This is a genomic window from Paenibacillus sp. NPDC056579 (genome assembly GCF_042793215.1).
GTDB lineage: Bacteria > Bacillota > Bacilli > Paenibacillales > NBRC-103111 > Paenibacillus_S.
Genome location: NZ_JBHTVD010000002.1, coordinates 884,487 through 907,575, shown reverse-complemented (window position 1 = coordinate 907,575; position 23,089 = coordinate 884,487). Strand labels below are relative to the sequence as shown.

General features: G+C 47.4%; 10 protein-coding genes. 1 reads left to right on the top strand and 9 read right to left on the bottom strand.

Translation table 11 applies throughout. From position 1 onward, the window contains the following. Positions 1-23: 23 nt before the first annotated feature. The gene (locus ACFQ88_RS11500) at positions 24-971 is read right to left on the bottom strand and encodes a carbohydrate ABC transporter permease (protein WP_239633687.1); all 948 of its coding nucleotides are present in this window, start codon (positions 969-971) and stop codon (positions 24-26) included. Positions 972-1,034: 63 nt separating this feature from the next. Then, positions 1,035-2,486, bottom strand: coding sequence for an ABC transporter substrate-binding protein (locus ACFQ88_RS11495; RefSeq protein ID WP_239633686.1), 1,452 nt, complete (start codon positions 2,484-2,486; stop codon positions 1,035-1,037). A gap of 312 nt (positions 2,487-2,798) precedes the next feature. On the opposite strand from ACFQ88_RS11495, the gene ACFQ88_RS11490 reads away from it, so the two are divergent. After that, entirely contained in the window at positions 2,799-3,971 is a 1,173-nt protein-coding gene (locus ACFQ88_RS11490) for an ROK family protein (RefSeq protein ID WP_379454200.1), read from the top strand. 199 nt (positions 3,972-4,170) lie between these two features. Here ACFQ88_RS11490 and ACFQ88_RS11485 read toward each other — a convergent pair whose 3' ends face one another. The 7 genes from ACFQ88_RS11485 to ACFQ88_RS11455 all read right to left on the bottom strand — a co-directional run bounded on the left by ACFQ88_RS11485 (position 4,171) and on the right by ACFQ88_RS11455 (position 23,075). After that, positions 4,171-8,217: an FIMAH domain-containing protein gene (locus tag ACFQ88_RS11485; protein ID WP_379454199.1), complete on the bottom strand. Its 4,047-nt coding sequence runs from the start codon at positions 8,215-8,217 to the stop codon at positions 4,171-4,173. 1,223 nt (positions 8,218-9,440) lie between these two features. Further along, on the bottom strand, positions 9,441-12,425 hold the full coding sequence (locus ACFQ88_RS11480) for an OmpL47-type beta-barrel domain-containing protein (protein ID WP_379454198.1): 2,985 nt from the start codon (positions 12,423-12,425) through the stop codon (positions 9,441-9,443). Positions 12,426-12,547: 122 nt separating this feature from the next. After that, entirely contained in the window at positions 12,548-13,417 is an 870-nt protein-coding gene (locus ACFQ88_RS11475) for a carbohydrate ABC transporter permease (RefSeq protein ID WP_379454197.1), read from the bottom strand. A 20-nt stretch (positions 13,418-13,437) separates the two neighbouring features. Further along, a complete protein-coding gene (locus tag ACFQ88_RS11470; protein ID WP_379454196.1) occupies positions 13,438-14,358 on the bottom strand; it encodes an ABC transporter permease in 921 nt (306 codons plus the stop codon). Positions 14,359-14,637: 279 nt separating this feature from the next. Beyond that, entirely contained in the window at positions 14,638-16,152 is a 1,515-nt protein-coding gene (locus ACFQ88_RS11465; RefSeq protein ID WP_379454195.1) for an extracellular solute-binding protein, read from the bottom strand. Between the two features lie 198 nt (positions 16,153-16,350). Next, the gene (locus ACFQ88_RS11460; RefSeq protein WP_379454194.1) at positions 16,351-18,627 is read right to left on the bottom strand and encodes an AraC family transcriptional regulator; all 2,277 of its coding nucleotides are present in this window, start codon (positions 18,625-18,627) and stop codon (positions 16,351-16,353) included. A 905-nt stretch (positions 18,628-19,532) separates the two neighbouring features. Continuing rightward, a complete protein-coding gene (locus tag ACFQ88_RS11455) occupies positions 19,533-23,075 on the bottom strand; it encodes a CBM96 family carbohydrate-binding protein (protein ID WP_379454193.1) in 3,543 nt (1,180 codons plus the stop codon). Positions 23,076-23,089 lie beyond the last annotated feature (14 nt).

Genomic DNA, 23,089 nt, shown 5'->3' with positions numbered 1-23,089 from the left:
TTCTCCCTGCTTTAAAATATGCTCTAATACTCTACGCCCCGGTTCGGTAGAAACTTATCCATCAGCAGTTTGGCCGTGATCAAGATGACGAACAGAATCATACCGACAGCGGACGCGTAACCGTAGTTGATGTACTCTTTACCGAAAGCAAGATTAAACATATAGAGACCGATTACATCCGTGGAGCCGGACGGGCCACCGTTAGTCATAATCAGAATAAGCTCGAACGTCTTGAGTGTGCTGATCACAAGAAACAACGCGCTGACCCGGACGACGGGCAGAATGAGCGGCAGCGTAATCTTGAATAACCGCGTCATATGTCCAGCGCCTTCGATAATAGCCGATTCATACAACGACTTGGGAATGGCCGCCATAGCATTTACGAAAATGATGACATAGAGCCCGACGCCACCCCAAACCCACGGAGGGACCAGCGCCCACAGCGCCGTACTTTCATTGCCCAGCCAATAAAAATTTTTCATGTCGATCCCGAGCAGCTTCATGCCGCTGTTGAGCATGCCGTACGTACCGTCATAGATGAACGCCCATAGTAAAGCTACGACGACAATCGATAAAACGTTTGGGAAAAAGAAAAGGATTTTGAGGAACTCATTTTCCACATAACTCTTGTATGTGACCAGATAGGCAAGCAGTAAGGAAATGAGCACGACCAGCACCGGTACCGTCACCATAAAAATAAGGTTGTGCTTAAGCGCCCGCCATACATACTCGTCCTGAATTGCGGTAACAAAGTTGCTGAGCCCTACAAATTTGGGATCCGTCAACCCGTCCCAATCCAATAATGCGTAGTAAACGGATAAAACATTCGGAAACAGCGTGAACAGCAGATAGCCCCCGAACGGCGGCACGACGGCAAGGATGAGAAAAATCCACTTCTGCGTGCTCGCTTTAACCAGTCTCATTCTGCCAGAAGGAGCGGGTTTGACTTTCAATACACTAGGTTCGGACAAGGGAAGTCAACTCCTATCAAGGGAAATGGAAAAGCGGGGAAGATTCCCTCCCCGCCTATTAACTTATTTCTTCTGAGCTTCTACTGCTTTCTTGAGCAAGGCGTCCGCTTCTTCGAGAATCGGTTTCGGATCCTGCTTGCCTAATACGATCTTCGTAATGGCTTCTTCCACCATCTTATTGGCTTTGGCCAGGTTCGGATCGGAGATGCTGACGGTTCTGTGCGGCTTATACGACCGGGCATCGTTATCCTTAATGTACTTTAGAATCGCTTGCGCAGAGGTGGACAACTTAACGACTTTACTCGCATCGTCAATCAAATCTTTTCTCATCGGGAGGGCACCCGCTTTTTCTGCGGCAAACTGTTGGTTATCCAACGTCATCAGCCAAAGAATAAACTCCTTGGACCACTTCTTGTTCAGATCCGGCTTGCCGGCCCACATGTATTGGAAGTTGGTGATTCCGCTTCGGATCCAAAGCTTCTGCTCCGCCTTATCCCTGAATGGCACCGCCATATAACCCCACTTGAAGTCTTCCGGTGTGGTCTTCTTCATTTCGTTCTCCACGTGACTTCCTGTGGAAACCATCGCGGCCTGGCCTTGAATCACCTGCATCTGGGACTGGGTATGCGTTAACGCCGGCAGTCCATCCGGAAAGTACCCCTTCTTGCCAAGCTCATACAGGCGATTCCAGTGCTCCAAGCTTTCCTCGCTCGTAAATTGAGGACCGTTGTACGTTTTATAGTTTTCGATCACCTTATCAGCGTTTCCTTTAATATCGGCCAGCTCAAACAGCTTTGCCGGTCCAAACGCCCAGTCATAATAATTAGGGTAAATTCCCGGAAAAGTAATCGGAGCTATGCCGTCCGCCTTAATTTTGGCAAGCAGGTTGTTAAACTCGGCCCATGTCTTCGGATTCTGGTTCCAGCCTTTCTGCTCAAACAGCGTCTTATTGAAGAACAATCCGCCATAAGAGCTCGAGGTCGCAAACTCGTATACCTTTCCGTTCACCTTAGTAAATGATTCCGCGAGGCCCGGCATCATGAGCTCCTTCATTGCTTTGCCCGGTACGTCAGGAAGCTTTTTGTCGAACATATCATCGAAAGGCTCGAGTTTTCCAGCTTCAGCAAGGGAAATGATACCCTGTCCTCCGGAAGGTGGCGTCGTGTTGAAAATGTCAAACATATCGTTATCGTTATTGGCAGAAATCTTCGTTTGTATCATGTTCTTCATATCCGCCGAAGCGGTGACGTCAAATGAAACATTCGGGTATTTGGCCTGGAAGGACTTTACGGCATAATCGAACCATTCCCTTCCGTAGCCTCCCATGAAGAAGCCGACCTTCAACGTCACTTTCTCCGTCTTCGACAGCCCGTTTTCGTAAACATCACCTTTAGTCTGATTCTGAGGCTGACTCGCGGAAGGTTGTTCCGTTTTTTCTGCACACCCTGCAAGCAGCGAACCCGACATAGCAACCGCAAGGCTTAAAGCCGTAAGCTTTCCAAATTTGTTTCTCATACTGAGACCCCTCTCGAATTAATAAAAAAAATTGATTTATTAACTTTCATAATACAGGGTAATTGTTTGGCAATGATTATCATTTTGTAATGGATATGTAAAAAATCGTTGAATAACGTGGTATGATCACGCTTACACATTTACACTTAGTTAATAAATCAAATTTATTTATTAATATCCTACCTTTTTTTTCTTTAGGATACAATAGAAATCTTTCGACAAAATCCACTTCCTTTTCTCGGGAATGACCGCGTGGTAAACTAATTTGTACTAAGAGAATAAACGTGTACAGTTCAAGGAAGAGGTCGACTCATGTCCACATTGAAACATTCATCCCACACGCTGCTTAAATCCATTAATCAGCAGAAGGTGCTGCATCTGATCTATTCGGAATGTCCGATCTCCCGTGTAGAGCTAGCCAGAAAAACGGGACTTAGTCAGCAAACCGTCACCAATATCGTCAACCGGCTTCTAGAGGATCAACTGATTGTCGAAGGCGAACCGCAATCCCTTGAGAGCGGCAGCGGCCGTAAGCGTGTTCCCCTGCTGCTAAACGGCTCCCGCTTCTATGCGATCGGCATTGAATTGTCGGGCACTTCGGCACGAGGAGCGGTATATAATTTTCAGCAAGCTCGCTTGGCGGAAGCCGAAGCGAGGGCAGAGCGCTACGAGTCTAAAGAGGACTTGCTCCGGGTGATCCGCAGCGTGATCGACAAGCTCATTAGCCGGACCCCAGACCCTACCTGCCTTAAGGGAATCGGCTTTAGCGTTCATGGACTCGTTAACTCCTCCGAGGGCATTCTGCTTCGCTCGCCGGGGCTTGGATGGAAGCGGATACCGCTGGCAAAGCTGCTAGAGGACGAATACGGGTTGCCCGTCTTTCTGGAGAATGACACCAATCTGCTTGCGCTCAACGAGAATATGGGCGGAATTCTTATCTCCTCCAAAAGCAATGTGACGCTAAAATTTGGTAACGGCATCGGGGGAGCCATCGTCGTGGAGAAGCTGCTGGTCACCGGCTCCTCCTTCGTAGCCGGCGAAGTAGGCCACTATAAGGCGTTTATGCCGCCTTACGATTATGAGTGCTACTGCGGCGGCAGAGGATGCCTAACCACTCTGGCTTCCTCCAGGGGCTTGCTGCGGACACTCAGTAGGAGTTGGGAGCACTTCAGCGAAGCGGTCCGCACCGGAGACCCAGAAACCGTTCAACTGAACGAGGTGGTGAAGACGGCGATCGTATACGCTACTGCCAATATCGTCACCCTACTCAACCCGGACCGGGTTCTGCTCACTGGGTTTATGCTGCCGGTGTGGGGGGACTCGTTCGTCGACGAGCTCAAAGCGCGAGTGATGGCCCAAGTGCCGGAGACATGTCGGAACGTTGAGTTTCTACACCTCACCGACATGGAAGACGAGACTGCGCTGGCCGTCGGGCTTGTATTGAAGAGCGTGTTCAAGATCCCGCTCGACAGCTTGTCCCTGTGAACCAGCGGCCACTTAGCCAAAATGGGCTCGGGCGGGCTGAGCGTTTACCACTCGCTTGTACTGCAGTAAGCCGGAAATTCAAGATTACGAGCATCCGGATAAGTTCGATTGCGCACCAACTGAAGGAATCAAAAAAAATCTCCTGGAAGATATAAGAAATCTTCCAGGAGATTTTCGTTCATTGCACCTTGCGGGCAGGTTATCTACCCCAGACGCGAAGCAGGACCTCAGCTTTATTATTCAGCCACTGCCGGGCGTCCGCTGACGCCAATTCTTGATGTGCTCTATTATCGAGATGCTTAATAAAGTCCTCGATCTTCTTGGCTGCCTGATCCTGCTGTCCCTTCTGCAAATGGCTCTCCGCCTGACTCAGCGCGTTCTCTAGCTGTATGGCCAGCGGATGGGTAACCTTGCCGGAGGCAATAAAGCGCTGCAGGCCTTTCTGCAGAGCAGGCAGGTCGACCGATGTCTTAAAACTTACCGGTTCGCTTAGCATTGATATCGCCCCCGACGAGTGCACGGCCTTGACCTTAAACGTATACGAAGTATCCGGCTCCAGTCCCGTCAAATTGTATACCGTGCCGGTCACCGTGGAGACGGCCCCATTACTGCCGTACACCTGGTAGGTCACGCTGTTTCCGTCGGAAGCCGTTACCGGGGACCAGCTCAGCTGCGCCGAACCCGCGGTCACGTTTTCCGCCTTCACGCCTTGCGGCGCATCAACGGTAAGGCGGGTGCGGAAGGACCAAATATCCGAGTACGATCGTCCACCGAAGCTGTCCTCCGCCAATGCGTACCATTCATAATTGGTGCTGCCTTTCAGGCCATTCCAGCTGACCATGGCTGTGGAACCGCTGGCCGCCTGCGCCGATCCGATCGCGTCTCCAGAGTACACTTTTACCGTCATCGTGTCGGTAGCCACTCTTTTCACCATCGGCTTCAGGTCCACCGAAAGCTTGAACTCGTCCTTGCTCGGATCGTAATGATTGTAATCGTCCAAATACGGCGAATACGTATTAACATAGACGGTATCCGTCTGCGTATCAAAATGCAAAAGCTTCAAATATCCGTTTCCGCCGTTCGGAATACCCTGGTAATCGTTAAGAATCTGGTACACTTTGCGATCCGGCTGTCCGTCCTTGTTATCGTCAATCTGGTCGGTACGCAGCGAACTTCCAGTAAAATGACCGCTCATGACCATCCATACGTTAGGATTCGGCACTACTACCTTCTGATAGATCTGGTTGCCGGTTGCGGATCTCGCTGCGTTATTTTGCAAATATTCATGAACCACAATAACCGCTTTACGGTCCGGATACTGCTTCAGAACGGTGTTCATCCAGCCCATATCTTCATCATTCAAGCCCCAACCCATGTACACGAAAATAAAATCGTTGCCACCCGCCGAGATCAGGTCATAGTGACCCTTGTTATCTTTGTACGACTCTCCGTAGTAAGGTTTATCCTTAAAGCGCTTCTCTCCGAAAAACTTTGAGAATTCCGAGTAATCCGGCACAGACGTCGCGCCTCCGTCGAACACGTCATGGTTGCCCGCGACAACGCCCCAAGGAATTTGCGCGTCTTCCACCACCTTCATGAACTTATCCGCACGTTCCCACTGCCCTTTGATGCCTGCGGAGTTTACAACGTCCCCCACGTGCATCACATATTGAATGTTCATTGATTCTTTGGCGTCGCGCAGGAAATTGACCTGTGACTCAAAATACTCCGGCTGAATTTCCGCGTAGATCTGTGTGTCCGGTATAGAGGCAAAGGTAAAATCGTACTGCTCACGACGCGGAATCTCGTCCTGAATCAAGACTTGAACCTTACCATTTCTTGCATAATTGCCGCCGTCAACCGCCGCAGAGAGGGTGAAGTCTTCCTCGGAAACAGCCACCGTGGACGCCAGTGAATCCCACTTCGCCGCAGTATAATTCCATGCGTACAAACCAACTTTACGCCCCTTCAGCGAATGCCCTTCCCAGCTTAGCTCGAGACGGTCGCCGGCGCCGGTTTCCGCCCCCGCTTCTACTTCATAGCGCTGATAAGGGAACTGTTCAGTCGAGTCCGTAGTGACATAACGGTCATCGGAGGCTCCGGCGGCTGCTTGTTCTTCGGCGGTCAGCTGCGTTTCCCCCGGGCTCGCCAAGGTCAGAGGAGGCTCTACATCAGCCGCATGCTTGTAAGCGGTCACTTCCGCGTCCGCGGCGTTGATCTTTTGCCCTTTAAAGAACTTCACATTCAGCGGGTCTCCGGTCGGATCGGAAACCGATACCTGTAGACTCACGTTCGTGTCCGTATCCTGTGCTCCGTCCGTCGGCGCCGCCAGGAGCGGTTTGCCCGGCTGCTCTGCAGGAGTGGTGAACTTAATCGTTTTCTCCGTCGATTTACTACTGGCATCTACTGCTTTAAGCACAAGATTATGCTCCCCCGGAGTGAGGGCCGCAGAGGATGTGGAATACGGAACCTCAATGAGCTTGCCGTCCAGCTTCACCTCGAAGGATTTGACGGAGGAAGCCGCATCCGATGCGGAAGCTTGTATCTCAAAAGCCCCTTTGTAAGTACTGCCTTCCGTAATATTCGCAGTTACAACCGGACCTTGATTGTCTACGATCACGCTTGCTGTGTCCTTCCTGCCGTCAGGCAGAGACACCTCGACCCGATGAGGTCCGTCAACGGCTGCTTCAGTATTCCATCGGTAAGAGATCCCGTCCCAATAGCGCTCGGGAATCGTGAAGTTGAAGTACACTACCGGAAGGAAGCGTCCGTTATCTCCCATGTCCAGTATGGTTGACGGATTCGCGTATTTCGGGTCGCGTAGGACGGTACCATCTGCTAGAACAAGCCGGACATTGCGGATATTGAAATCATCCAGGCCGGGCTCAGGTTGGTTCTCATAATAAGGCCGGGTAACTGAACCCGCGCGCAGCGCAATCGGATTCGCCTGACCGTACTTGAACAATTCGGGACGTACCGGCACTACCATGGTTTTATAATCCTGGGTGCCGAACGGAATCAAGTACAGCGTCTCGGTGCCCATGGTGGTCACGTTCTGGCCTTTATCTATGTCGTCCGCTTCAAACACGAAATATGCCGTTTTCTCGAGGGCTCGTTCCGTTGGACTGACCGGCTGGCCGTCGATCGACAGCGACATGGACTCTTCTGTGGCAGACGAACCGATAAGAACCCGCTCGCCGGACAGAATATCGCCCTCGAGAACGTTCAGCGCAGGGCTTTTCTCATTACCCGCTAGGCTGAGTGTTCTCGGAGCCGTAGCCGTTACGTTGAAGGTATCGGATGCTTCAAAATAGTATTCAAGGGCCGGGCTGCCGAACCATTCCATCATCTCCAGCGAGTAGCGGAAGCGTCCGTCGGCGCCTCGTGGCAGGGTTACCATTTTATAATCCGGCGTCTTGTTGGATTTATAGTACAGATTGACGGACGCAAGCAGACGGTCATCCGCTGCTTCGGCCATCAGCTCAATCGGTTTGATCAGGTCAATGCCTGAGGGATCCGTAAGATCTTTTACCGTCGGCGGGGTAGGATCGTTTACAATGCGGACAGGATCCGCTGGTACGTTAGCCGGGTTGAAGGTTCCCGGTGAGGCCGGCACCGTCTTGGAACTGAGCTTCTTCATATCGAGACTGCCGTCGTCCGGAACGCCGTACTCGACACTCAGATCTGCCGCCGTATCGATCACGCCCGGATTATAGCTGGCGCGCACAATGTCCGTTCCCGTATTGGTCGCCACCACAATGGTTCTTTCCCTAAGGTTGTTAAGACCGCCAGGAATCCGGACAATGTCTTTATTTTCAATGAGCGAGGTTTGAAAATGCTGATTAAAGTCAGCCACCGTCTTGGACTCCCCTGACGTCGTAACCGCCCAGAAAACCATGGCCTGCTTAGGCTGGATGATTATCTGTACATCGGTGTAAGGTCGCCAGAACAAATCATGGCCGGGCTCTCCCGGGTACCTGTATAAAATAGAATAGTCCTTGAAATCGACCGGCTGGTCGCTGTTGTTATAAACCTCTAGGTACTCGTAGGGATCCTCTCCCAACGCATCGTCTCCACCCGAATCGGGGACCATTTCAGTAATGAGCATGCGGGGGATTCCAGCTGCCTCTTCGATGGCGGCTACGCTTTCTGCAGCTGCAGGGTTGCTAAGCGGCAGCAGAGAGCCGATGGCAAGGTGCGCAGCCATCAGGCAGGTGAAGCAGCGGGTTAACAGTTTCTTTTTCACTTGTTAATCATCTCCTTGTTTTCAATTTACAAACAATGATTTCTAAGTACAAAAATAGCTCCATTCGAGTAATTAATTAATCTATTTGATTTATTAATTACCAATAAATATCATTCGCCATCAAAGCCAGGTCTCCTCTTTGTTTTTTTGGTAAAGAGATGTGGTGTGATTCACGACTCGCTAGATGTATATGTCCGCGATGGTGTTATTGGTCTCAAAACTCTTATCTCACAGCATTCCCCTACCATACCAACAACAAAATTTTTCGTCCTACTTGTGATACGGTTCTCCTCTCCTCATTCACTGGCAAAGCAGGTTGAGTCAATCCCTCGTATTTTGCAACAGAAAATCCCAAGACAATAATAATATCCCCTTTTACATCGCGTATGAAGGAAACCTCGCCGTTACTGGTTATAAGAAAGGTGGGCTTGTCAGAATAGCCTACTCCTCCATGAACCTGCCCGTTACTTCAATGAAAAAGCAGCCGATCGACATGGCCGGCTGCCCTCCTTTTTATATTGAACTATCGTATCCGTTAGCGTAACGCTTACTTGTATCGTCCTTCATCAATTCTATTCTTTGCTAAAGTTCGTATGTCCTCGTCCTCATCATTTAGTAACAAAGTTAGAACTTGAATTGACGCTTTTTTATTGTAGACAATCCGTTTTCTAACCGAGCAATCTGAATCTTTAGCCAGTTTTAATTGCAGGTGCTCAGGCAGTCGATTTTTTGTTGCAACATTAAACCTGACCCTTTCATCTGCATCGTTAGCGAGAATCTCCATAATCTCAATATCGTACAGATTTTTATTGTTCACCTACTTGTGTGTCTTTACATTTAACTAATATATGAAAAGCTTCGACGACGTCATTGACGTACTGGCCGATTACGTTGAGGCTGAGCATGCCGGAGCACCGGGAGGAGACCCAACGTAAGGCTAAAGCCGTTCATCTCAACTCGTATACACAGTATCTGGCTAAATATGGCGTCAGATAAGCGTTAGCATTGTGACAAAGGCTGCCGGTAAGTATACCGGCAGCCTGTGCATGGCTTATCGTACCCGTTAGTGTAGCAGTATGCTAATCCTACTTTTGAGTTTTTGAGCTGAATTTAGAAGTGGAGCTACCCTGTGACAGCTCCACATTATTTTATTTGTTGTAACAAAGATTCGGGGGAGACAGCACAGCTTCTCCCCCAAAATTCCAATTCAGTTCTGCTATTCGTTATTTGGATTGATCATGCGGTACAGTGACTGTCGCCGATGCATCCGTTTGATGACCGGCTTTGTCGGTAACCGTATAGGTTATGGTATAGATGCGTCCCGATTCTTGGCCCAATCTCTCAGCTCTCAAACGAATCAATGTATCCGGTGTGCCGACATTGGCCTCAATGTCGCCTTGGCCGCTGTCCGCTTCATTGCTGGTAACCGAGGTTAACACTACAGATTCAACGCCTGATGCGGCATCGCTCGATTGTAACGTTGCATGGATATCGACTATTTTGTGATCAGCCGGCCAGATGGACGTTTTATCCAGTTGAACAGTTACTGTCGGCGCCGTTTTATCAATCTTGAACTGGACGGTTCGAATCGGTTCTACGTTGCCGGCCTGATCCAAACTGCGATAATCGAGCTTATAATCCCCTTCGCTGAATGCAGGAATCGAACCGGTATAAGTTATCCAAGCCCCGTTATTTACCCGGTATTCCGTTTTCTCCATGCCGGATGAATGATCATAAACGGACAAGCTTACCGTAACGCCCGATTTATACCATCCGTTATTGCCGTTTGGAGCTGCTGGACTAACGGTTGCGACACTTGTCGGTGCCGTCTTATCTACCTTAAAGCTGATCGTTTTTATAGCTTCTTCGTTTCCATTTTCATCTTTCGAGTGGTAATTTACGGTATACTTACCTTCTTCATCAAACGTCACCGGCGACGTGTACTGCTTCCATGTGGCGCCTCCATCCAGGCTGTATTCCGTCTTTAAACCGCTTGAAGAAGTATTCGAAGCGCTGAAAGCCAGCGTAACCGGACCTGTGTACCAGCCGTTTTGCCCGTTCGGCTGTGCCGGCGTCAAATCGGCCGTTGTCTCAGGCCCTGATGAGTCGTCTGATGCGTCATGCACATTTTCCAAACCTGCATTGACGGTCTTCATGATGTTAACCATATCCGAATAGGGCTGATCTTGTTGGTTTACCAAGCCAATATTGAAGTTCTCGCCGTCTTTGCGCCATGTAACCGCTTGATCGTAGTACGAAAACCAGCCCGAACCGACAAACAACGGATGAGAGATCTGACCCTCCACGAACGATTTGAAGGCATAACCTCTATCGGCTATATTTGCAACAGTAGTTGCACCATTGACGGGCGACAAACCGCGTTCGGTCGTACTAAACGTATATTCCAGATTCAACAGCGGTTTGCCGAATGCCTCATATCTGGATATCCAACTTGTATCATTCACGTAATTGTCAACGGAAAAAGCATCTACAAACTCCATAGCTGCCGAATCCCAATCCAGACCGGTCCGCCAAGTGGGAACTACAGACACTCCCAGGAACAGATGGTTCGTATCATATTTTCTGATTACATTCTTGATGGTTGAGAAATACGTTCTGGATGCCAGCTTGATATATTCCGATACATCCGCGGCAGGCACCTTGGCAATATTGATGGAAGTATCCTTTAGCACGGCAAACGATGCGGCGTTTGTACCCAATAGCTGATTGACGGCGGCAATGTCATTGTTGTACCTTGGCGCAAGGAAATCAACGAATGCGCTTTTTGCCGGAGATGTCGCGTTATACGTCAGTACTTCCTTTACGATATCGGCAGTCCATCCAGCCTCATTATCGTAGGTATAACCGATCAACCAAGGGTCGTTTTGCGCTTTTTGAAGCTGGCTGGCCAGTGCGTTTTCGATGATGGATTCATTCAACGGGTCAAAAACATCGTATGTCCATTGAATCCTTCTTAAATTCATTGGGTCTTGCAAGACTTGAATGTAAGGAAACGAAATATTACCAGGTTTGGTCCACTTGCTGAAGGCGTTAAAGCCCCAATCGATCAGACGCTTCTTTGTGATATCCTCCCATTTGGACTCAAAATCGCTGCCGTATTTTCTCATCGCATTAGCGACGACGAAGCTTACCCGTTCGCCATTGGAATCGCTTACATAAGCAGGCGCATAGGCAGTCCGGTCGGGAAGTTCCTCGAAGACATTTCTCGGTGTACCGTCGGCTTTTTTAAGCGGCGTTCCGTACCCCCACTCCCATATACTTGTAGCGTCTACGCCTTTCAGAATAAATTTGTTTCCGTCAGGGGTAATAAACCACCATTTGTTATCAATCATTTGAAGTCTGAAATAACCGGTGCCTGTGAATTGTCCTCCGCTTTTTATCCCGCCGTACTGATCGTACTTGGCAGGATCTAGGGATACATTCGACAACGCAGCCGCCTCACTTGCATATTCCTGCTGCAGCTGCTCATCGGAGGTAACCTTTCCCGGCCAGGTTTCATAAACCCATTGCCCGTACTTATCTGCCATTAAGCCGTCTTTTTTCAGTTCGAGAGCCATCTGCTCTGCTGTAAGCGCAGGTCCGGGATTCACGCCTTCCTGTCCGGTCCCTTTATAAATTTGAACTTCGGTGAGAGGGATATGCTGATAGGCATGGGGTCGCTTAATATCGATAACAATATACCTGGCTGTCTTGTTCGACATCGGTATGTTGACCGAATAGTTCCAAGTTGAGCTTGGGCTTGTTGAGACGATTCCTGGTGTTCTGATGTGTTTGGCAGCAATATAGTAATAATCCGTTACGGCCTCAGGACGGTATTTTACCGTAAACTCTTTAAAACCCCAAGCCGAATTCGGCGAATTCAGCACGACATTGATCCTGTCCAACGGGTAATCCTTCAACAGATCGAATACGATCTGTACAGTCCCCGGGGTACCGGTGCCGTTTCCCATCCATCCGGCATACGTTGTGGTTTTTCCGTCAAACAGAACGCCGCCCGCTGAGGATACCAGACCGGTTGCGCCTTTATCAGGAGAATTGCCTCCGTTCGGGGCATGACTGAAGTAATAATTTCCGGTCTTCAACAAAGTCTCTTCTCCTTGAACTTCTCCGACAGGGATAAACGCCGCAAGCATCATAAATACCAGAAACAATGACAAAGCACGATGTTGATAATGAGATTTTCCCATGCTTAAACCTCCTTTAAGAATGTTTTTAATCAGCACGCAAGTAAACGTGAAAAACTTGTTCGGACCCCTATTTTATTCTTAACAACCACCTCCTCTCCTAAATAAACCAGCCTCTTCGGCATTTACCCTTTGACTGCGCCAATCGTCATTCCCTTAATGAAAAAGCGCTGTAGAAACGGGTATAAGAAGATGATCGGCCCAATCGTGATGACAACTGTCGAAAGCTGAATGCCCGTAGCTGATACAGGTATGTTAATATTCGCATTTAAATAATCCAGATTCTGCGAATTGGAGATAATTCTTCTTAACATCATCTGTAGAGGGTGATTCTGTGGATTATCAATAAACATCAGCGCATTAAACCAATCGTTCCAATAGGATAGCGCATAGAACAGCGTTATCGTTGCGATGACCGGCATGGAGATCGGCCAGATGATCCGGTAGAAAATATACAGCTCATGCGCTCCATCCATAGTCGCTGCTTCGTTTAATTCGAAGGGAAGCGTACGAAAATATGAGGTCATCAGGAATGCGTTGAATGCGGAAAACATGTGCGGCAAGATTAATGCCAATAACGAATCGCGCAGGCTCAGCCAGTTGGAGATGAGCAAATAATAGCCTACGAGCCCGGGGGCAAACAGCATCGTGAAATAAATGTAAAATGAAAGAGCATTCCTGAACTTCACCTTCTGATGAGCGGTCACATAGGAGAACATGGAGGTCAAAAGCACGGCTCCTACAGTTCCGACGGCAGTAACAAAAATGGAAACAAAGGCACTGCGGTACACCTGACTGCCATTAAATAAGAAACGGTAAGAATCGATTGAAAATTCGGTAGGGAACATTTGAAAGCCTTTGACAATCTGATGCTCCGCTGTGAACGATCCGATATACACAAGCCAGAAGGGAATGAAGCATATCAGGGCAAAGAAACCTATGAAACCATACGCCACGACGGATATGGCCAACTGGGAACCATCACGTTGTTTCATTAACATTCTCAAGCACCTCACTAGAATAACTTCGAATCATTATCAACCCTGCGGACAATCCAATTGAAAAAGAGAATGGTCATCAAACCCATAATCGATTGGAATAATGCGACTGCCGCGGCGTTGCTGTAGCTGTTCATATTAGAGACATCCCGCAAGGAACGATAGGTATATGTATCGATGACATCCGTAGCATTAAACAGGAGAGAATTGTCACCAATGATTCCGTAAATCAATCCAAAATCACCGTAGAAGATTCGTCCAAGGTCTAACAGAATCAATACGATAATAGTCGGACGCAGCAGCGGGAGGGTAATATGCCAGATCTGCTGCCATCGCTTTGCCCCATCTATTCTTGCACTTTCATAATATTCCTCGGAGAAGCCGGTTAAGGTGGCCAGATATATAATCGAACCCCACCCGGCTCCCTTCCACACGAATATGATCATTAGCAGCATAGGCCAAACCGATGGCGTCTGAAACCAATCGACAGCCTGAAAACCGAACTCCCTAAGCAATCTGTTTATCATACCGTCCTGCCCGTTAAAGAAATTCATGACCATCAGGTTCACGACGATGATGGAAATGAAATGCGGTAAAATAACGAGAGATTGCGTCAGCTTCTTGAAGAAGACTTGCCTGATTTCATTTAGCAGCAGGGCAATAAGCAGCGAGCAAACCGTGCCCATCACAATGAACAGAAGGTTCAAGTATACCGTATTTAATGTAACCCTCAACCAATCCGGTCCGGTGAAAAAAAACACGAGATTATCGAGTCCCACCCACCGGCTTTCCCATAGCCCCTTAACGGGAATAAACTGCTTGAACGCCAATATATGGGCGGTCATCGGCAAATAAGAAAAAATAAAGACGTACACAATCACGGGAAGCGCCATGGCATAAAGCCATTTGTTCTTCCTGAGTTCCCGCATGATACTCATGATAAGCTCTCTCTCCTTTCGTGTGTACATGTATCTTACTCATTCGGGGAACGGATCGTATAGTCTTGCTTTTATCAATGAGTTTGAACCGTAACAGTCTAAGAAGGTGTGAATATTACCAATCGGAGAGTACAGATTTTATCAAGATCAGGTTTAACACCATCGGAGTCCTTCAGGACGGCGCGTTTACCGACGATCCTGCAAAGCAATATAGAGCCCACTTTCTTTATGATTGAAAAAACCGGAAACCTTGACAAGGCATCCGGCTTATTGGATCTATTACTTCTTTTTGTTTGTCAAAAAAGCATCCAGCTGCTTTTGATACTCGACTTGGATTTTCTTGACGTTGGTATACGCTTTTTCTTTAAATTTCTCCAAGCCTTCTTTCGGTTCTATGAGTCCCATAACGATCGGATCGTAGAGCTCCTTGCCCATGTTGCTCAATTGTGCCACTTCATTGGAAACCGGGCTTGGATCGAAGGTGAACCCGGCGAGAATATCTGTTGTAAAATTTTTGGGATCCCGCTGCCACTTATTCAGCTTGATGACATCTTCCGATAAGCTTGCATCAATACGGTCGAGCTTGGGGTTCCAGCCCCATGCGAAAGGAATTCCTGCATAAGAGTTTTCTTTCATTGGTTTATACAGGCCTGGACCGGCGTCCTCCCAGTTTTTCCCCTTGATTCCGTAAGCCAGTAAGTCGTAATTCTCCTGCCTGTTCAGCCAATTGATGAACTGAATGGCGCGTTCTTTGTTTTTACTTATAACAGGAACAGCAATGTAATTGCCTGCCTTGTATGTCGAGCTGAGCTTCATACTAGGATCGTATAGACTGTATGCTTCCGCAGACGATCCTGGAACGGCCTTCTCCAGAGCCGTAGCGGTGCTGAGATTTACACCGAAATCATTAAATGTCGAGACCGTTGCCTTTCCTTTGGCAAATTCGGCGTTTCTGAGGGTAAGGGCGTCTTTGGCAATAATCCCGTCCTTATATAACTTATGATTTGTTTCAAAACTTTTCATGATTTGAGGATCCATGTTATCGAAGATATTATAGACCTTCCCGTCGTTGCCTTTGGTGTACAATCCAGGATAGTTGAGTACCGCGGCAATATTGGCTTTCGGATCTAACATATTTGCCTGCCTTAAGCCGATATGTTCCGATCCATTCGGTATAAACGGCGTGACCTCTGGCGCCTTTTCCTTCACGGTGTACATAAACTTTATTAACTCGTCATAGCTCTTGATCGGAGCGACTCCCAGTTTCTCCCTGATGTCTTTTCGAATAACGAACGTCCATGGACGAATGAAATTTACTTCAAGCGGAACCGCATACAATTTGCCGTTCACTTTGTTGGCTTCCATCAGCTGCGGAGAGCGAGCACCTATAATGTCAGGTCCATACTTGTCAATAAGTGCGTCCAACGGTTCGTAGAGGCCGGCGGCAATGTTTTGCGTCGGATTATTGTCCCAGATCAGGTCGTAGTCTTCCGCGGAGGACAATGCGACTTGGCGCTTCGTGAGAACATCAGACCATGGGATGAACACAACATTCAGCTTCACATTGAGCGAGCCCGACAACCGGTTCTCCATCTCTGTCTTAACTTCATTCCAATTGCCCGGCGGATCTCCCGGAAACATGATTTTCAATGTAACCGGATTCAATTTGGCGTCTGATGCCGCTGGTTTATCGGTTCCGGACGGCGCCGCCTTCTCCGAGCTGCAGCCGGTCAAGGCTCCCGCCAATATCAGCGAGGCCGACGTCAGTAATAACCCTTTTCTTAATATCTTCATTGCGTAACCCTCCCTATTCATGATCAACCTTGCGCGACATATCGACGCATTGATTAGTATTGCGTGCATACCGCATCGTTCGGTTTCATGTTCGATCTTAGTCGGTTCAGCCGCCTCCGTACAGTCCGGTATCTATCAAACAGTACGAATTGTTACAAATAGGAAGAGTCCATATTTTATAACGAAAATGTATGAATTTTAAGCTTTGTCTTTACTTTTGTCCATGCGGTATTGGTTGGGCGTCATCCCGGTGGCACGTTTGAATGCAGAAAAGAAGGTGCTCTTGGTTTGAAATCCGGACCGCTCCGTAATATCCGCTACGGTCCAGTCGGTTGTTCTAAGCAGCTTGGCGGCGAGCTCGATCCGTTGGTTCGCGATATAATCGGACAATGAGCAGTAAAAATGATCCTTAAATATTTGTCTGGCATAGTTCACTGACATGGAAACATGAGCGGCAACGTCATCCACGGAAAGGATTGGATTGTGAAGATGGTTCCTCACGTATTCGATCATCTCCGCAGCAACCTCTTCCTTCCTGCCTGAAGTATTCTTCTTACGCTGCTGATCCATAATTTGCAGCATCTCTCGGTACAGCCACGTTTTCACTTCCCGTAGGGTGACAAATTGCTCCAGGAAGGCATGGACGCTCTTTAACCCTTGGAACGTGCTAAAGTTCTTAAAGCTCTTCATGATCGAATAAATGATGTGTGTCAGCTGCAGCTTGCATTCCTCATAGCTCAGCTCTTGCATATGCAAGGTGAGCTGATCCAAATACCCTTCGAGCGCCTTTTCATTCTTGAGTTGAACGGAATGGATAACCTGTTTCAATAGTCCTTCGTCGAGATCACTGTCCTTGCTGCCTTCGTACCGTTCTAAATCATCATAAGTAAACACTTTGTCCTCATTATTAATGAACCTCACTAACGTTAATTCATACAACTGGGAATAAATGATTTGCAAATTCTCCTCGACATCCAGCACGGAACTGACGGCTGCACTCACTTCCAACTTAATCCACTGTTTGATCTGAACCCTTACTTTTTCCAAAGCCACCTTTACTTGCGGTAAGTCATCCTCTGAAGTAGGCGCAGAAATCAGTGCAACGATGTGGTCGGAGCCGAAATCGATCGTTTCTGCGGCGTACCCGCGGTTCATTAGGACTTCGGCCATAATGTTTCCCATGGCGAAGCGCAGTAATTTTCGCGATGCAAAATCATATTGCTCCTCGAATCGTCCGTACGATTCCAAACGAATAACCACTATACGGAACAATCCCGTTCGGAGAATGTAAGTCTGGTTCTTAATAAGCTCTTCAATCGGTTTAGAAGACTTCGGATTTAGAATCCATTGACGCAAAAAATCTTCTTTGACCAAAGCTTTGCTGCTCTTAATGGATAAATCCAATTGTTCAATCTTTTCTATGAGCGAATGGAAGCTGGAATGAATCCAAGCCATTTCACTCTTATCATTCGTTGTCTGGATCATGGGATGCTCTTTACCGAGCTTGCTTCTCATTTGATTGGCCAAATCGCTGATAGGCTTCAAACTGCGGTAGGATTGCCAAAACAAAAACAGCAGCAAGGCAACCAGCAGAATAATCGAAGAGCCGATAATTTCAAAACGGATTTTGTCTACCTTCTCTTGCCATACAGAAATTGGCGCCAGGTGATAAACATTCCATCCTTCTATAGGCAGCCGTTCGGATTGAATGGACCAGGTGACATTGCCGGAATTCCATTCCCATCCCTGTTGTTCTGTGACCGGTTTATCCATTTTCAACAGTTCTTTTGCTAATTTTGGATCTGTATTTCCCAAGATGAATTCCTTATTTTTGCCCTCAATATACAGCTTGTTCTGATCTTCCTCCGAAACTTGAAGCATGTTCTCATTCAGTAATGGTTTACTGAACAGAATCGCTACAAACCCCTGATATTTTTGATTAGGTCCGGCTGCAGGTACGACTAATGCAAGATACGATCCGCCTTTTACCTCATGGTTGAAATATTGCAGGTAGGGTGTTTTCTGATTCTTAATATAATCCAATATTTTTTGGTCATAAAAATCGCTTGTAGTATAGATGCTTGTTTCTGAAGTATAGATTTGGTCAAGATTGAAATTGATTAAATAAATACCGGAAATGAAAGATTCACTGCTCATAAACTCCCTTACGCTTGTAGCGGCTTTATTCAGTATCAAAGGAGAGTAACTGTTTTTCTCCATGTTCATCCAAAGCGCAATGCTCTCATCCGAATAAACTCTAAGCGCAAACTGGCGTAATTTCTGCAATGTATACTCCGAGGTTTTCACGACTTTCTTCATTTTCTCCTGATTCGACTTGTTCATTTCCTCCTGTGCGCTTCGGGCGAACTGCTGACTCAAGAACAAGGTGAACACCAATGTGAGCAGACTTACGGCAATGCAGGAATACAAAAATATACTCAAATACATCTTCTTCGGCTTTATCCGGTCCCACATGGAAGCACTTCCTCATGAAATTGATACAAAGATAGGAGTTCAACCTTAAAGCAATCAAATCGTATGATAGATTTTCCATCAAGTCTAGTACAAATCTTACTAATCAAGTACGAAATTTATTTTGAAGCAATGTTATTTACCACTACAACCACGGTACTTAATGATAATTAAAAAAGGAACTGTCCTGACGGCAACTCCACTATCGTACCCTTTAGTTGAGTGTAGCAAAATGATAACCCCAGATGCCCAATGAAGCGATCAGAATCAGTTCTAGGAGGAAACGGATCATAAGATTGACTGTAAAGAACATAATTGGTACTCCTTTGAATTACCAGTTTTACTACCAAGTACAACCTGATTTTTGGGAATGAAGATTTCTACATAGACTTTTCCATATCCTGCCCTTTACCTTTTTGACACAATTGGGTGACCTGTTCATACTTCAATTTGATTAATAAGTCGATCTGCCTTTTCCTCATTTTTAACTTTAAAAAATGCATTCCAGATTATCTGGAATTTCATGATTACTCCTATACTTTTCGTATATTTTCAACCTACTATATCTACATAATAATACGCCAGTCCGTTAGCGTAATAAAGCTGCCGGTTTATTCCGGCAGCTGCGTCTTTGTTGCTTTATGGAGTTAACGTACCCGTTAGCGTAATGATGTAGATTGTTGAGAAGGCCATCTTTAGCGGGATGGCATTAACATAATGGAATACGCATTAGCATCTCGTATTTATCACGATTTCATATGAATTTTTGCCTATCGATTGAAACAATGTTGTTCGACCTCTCAAATGCAAGAAAAAAACTCCCCTCTCATCCATAAATCATCTCTTCACAGAAACAATTTTATAAACAGGAAGGGAGCAATTTCACCTATCTTTATTAGTTTACGATATTATCGAACCCATTGCATCGTCCGGAATTTGCTTGGTGCCTTGCCGTCGCCGATTCCGCCACCCCATTCGATATAGCCTCTTCTCAAATTGCCGTCGTTTTCGTTAACGAGCAGTGAAAGGCTGAATACTCCGGTTTCGGTCCCGATCGGCGTTAGTTCCGACCAAGGCAATGCCAACTCATAGGTCGTCAGCTTCTGGGCCTCATCTCTTGCTACACGAACCGTTCCGCCTGTGACTAATCCTTTGGAAACGCCAGCCGGCGCGATCCAACGATAAATTTGCGGACCTGCCGATGTTTGCGAAATTCCGTATTCGTAATATTTAGGATCTTCGCCCGGTAATCCGCTCGAAATCGCAAACTGGATACTATCGTTGTTCCATATGTTCACATCCGTAGCCGGAAACGCATGAATGTTATCCTTGATTTTTGCGGTCAAATAAACATGATCGTTGTCATAGTTCAGCCATACGGAACCACTCAAATCATTGGTCCCATTATAGCCGCTCACCTTCACATTGCCCTTGGACAAATCGATGGTCGCCGGCTTCGCAACGATAAGCGGGTCGGCATTTCCGTCTACATTCACCGTTCCGTAATAGACCGGATTGAATTCGATAGATCCTGAATAGGTATACGTTTTGTTGTTTCCGAAAGCTACATCGACGTTAGCCGGATAGCTTTTGCTGAGCTCCATACTTTGCAGCGGGATATTGAACTCCCTAGCCGAATCGGGCTGCAGCACTTGATTCAGCTCCTGACGGCCTGTCAATGTTCCAAGCTTCCAATCCACACTATGAACAGGCAGGGCGTTGATCATCGAGTGATTTTGGATTTGTACTTTGATCGATTGACTTAGCGGATCGGTACCATTAATGACCGGGCGAATGTGAATTGTTTCAGACGGGAGTATGGCAGCAGCATGCTGCAGCAGCCCGACGGCTTGCCCTCCTGCTTTTATAACTCCTTTGACGATCCGTGTCCCAGGCTCATCCAACCCGTTCACAACAACCGTCTGAAGCTTGTTTTGCCCAGGGGCGGCATTCATCACGAATTGTTGTTCTTCAATCTCCAATGTAAAATCCAGCGCTTCCGCTGTCATATTGTTCATTTCAACTTGCAGCATCACCGGCTCACCGGACCGAGCGCTTCCTCCTGAAACGGTAAACGTCGCATCCTTATTGATCGATTGTATATTTCCTTTGATGTAAATAGGCTCTCCAGTCAAAGTCACGTAAATATTCCCGTTCGTCGGCGCAAACGTTCGCGTATTCCCCATCATATCCGTAATTTCAACAGGCTGATTCGTTCTGATGACAGCCGACGCGGGTGCGAGCGACCATAACACCCGTTTGTTTTGTCCGCCATTAGCAAACATGTAGCTTTTCAAGCCGGACTGGAGCGGCTCTTCAGCTGAAAATTGCCATCCGGTGAGCTCCCTTGTCATTGCGGCATAGGCGGCATAAGCGGGCTTTGGAGTGAATGCACCGAGCGGGTCAGCCGCATTACGAAGAATGCCGAAATTATCTTCGTTATAGTCGTTACGAAGCCCGTCATTCACCATATTGTACCAAAATAATTTTTCGACTCCGATTGAAAGCGCCAACACATGATAACGGACCAAATAATTCGCTTGAGTTATTTCATCGACGCCATTCCCGGCCTTATGGGTTGGATAACCGAATTCCGTGAGCCAAATCGGTTTGTCTTGGCCGTTATTATATTGGCGAATTAGTGCCTTAATTCGTTCCAGGGAGTCGGACAAGCCTTCTGGCTCATTCGGATAAAGGTAAGGATGCAGGGTAACCGCGTCCATATACTGCAGCCCGCCCAGCTTGAACACTTCCTCGATCCAACTCACTGCATCTTCGGAAGCGACAATGCCGTGGACTGGGAATTCAGGATGTTCGGCTTTAATCGTCTCATACGTTTTTTTCAATAATTTAAAATAATAATCAGGACGGGAGTTGGCAGGACTATTGCCTCTTTTTCCGAAAGAACCATGAAACTCATTGTAGGCTTCCATCGCGATCAACTGATCTTTGTAATTATCAACGTAGGCTTCGGCATAGTTAGCGAAACCTTCACGGCCTTGGTCCGTGTACGGAGTGCCGTTGTTGTCGTAAAAGGGGTTGTTGTATGCAGCGACAAACAACTTTCCGATGCCCTGCTCTTTGAGTTTCGCCATGTAGTTATCCGGAACGGGACTGAACGTGTACTCTCCCTTCGTTTTCTCAATCGCGTGCCACTCGATGCCAGTCCGGACCGATTTCGCGCCTGCCTGCTGAATTAACGGAATCGTTGTGGTTTGTCCCCTGTGCAGATGGGACCCCATTCCGAACGGGGAATCTGCTACAGCAGTAAAATCATAGGGCGACAGAACGGCGAACGACGTTTCCAATGGAACCGGCGGTTGTGCATTTGACGATTCGACGGTTGCCTTGAGCTTAAAGTAGCCGCGTTTAGTATAAGGAACATGAATGAGCATTTGGCCCTTGTCGTTATATTCTGTTCCTCCGGACATCTGGGTGCCCTGCATATCGTAAACTGACCACGTAACGCTAGGCTGCAGCGTCGCAACCTTGAGCTGGATCGGCTCATTTTCGATGAACACATTCCCGATGTTCACTTGTTTGAGCTCGGTTTTCGGGATGGTCACGGTTACGTAGGGGCCGTCATGGCTCCACCGGTTTTGATTGCTTCCGGCTTCAATCTTCAATGTATACGTTTTGCCGATATCGGAGCTCGGAATCGGAATATGGTACGTAGTGCCCGTTACGGTCGCGATAGTTTTGTCGTTCTGAATGATGCGATAATTGCTTACATTCGCTGAACCTTTCGGTTCCGTCCATTTCAAATCCAGCCCGTTCTCGTTCAATTGCATAATTTCAACGCTGGCACCGGAAGGCCACTTCGGAGCCGATGGATTAACACGTTCGTGTGATAGTGACAAATACGGCTGATTTGCTGGGCTCTCTTTACTGTTGATATGGATTAGCGCACCATTCTTGGCGGCTTGGGTTAATCCAAAGCTGGCCATCTGATCCGATGCTAGCTGTGCCTTCACGAAGGAGGTGACGTCTACCTGAATCCATTGCCATGTCAAGCCTACGTCCACATTGGCTAAATAATGGTTTATTGCCGGCTTGTCATTCCAGATCATCATATTCTCCGTCCACGAATCTTCTTCCACCCCGTACAATTGGAAGGCGAGCGGGCTGCCATTAGCATTGTTCACAGCAGCATAAACGTTCAGCGTTGCTGTTCCCAATTGACCGGGATATGAACTTAGATCGAATTTCATGTATGATTCGCGGGTATAGTTCGGATCGCTCCACGTTCTTACTTGAAGCGTTGGCGACGAACCGAAATTCAAATTTGCGGACGATCCCGGATTCACATACGTATCGGCTAGCGCCGGAATCTGAATTTCATCGTCGTTTGACTCGAGAGCGTAAACTGGGAAACCTACGCCGGCAACTAGAAAGCAGACAATAACAAACATCAGTAAAGCTCGAGAACGAATGACGGACTTTTTCCGCATAACAATCACTCCTC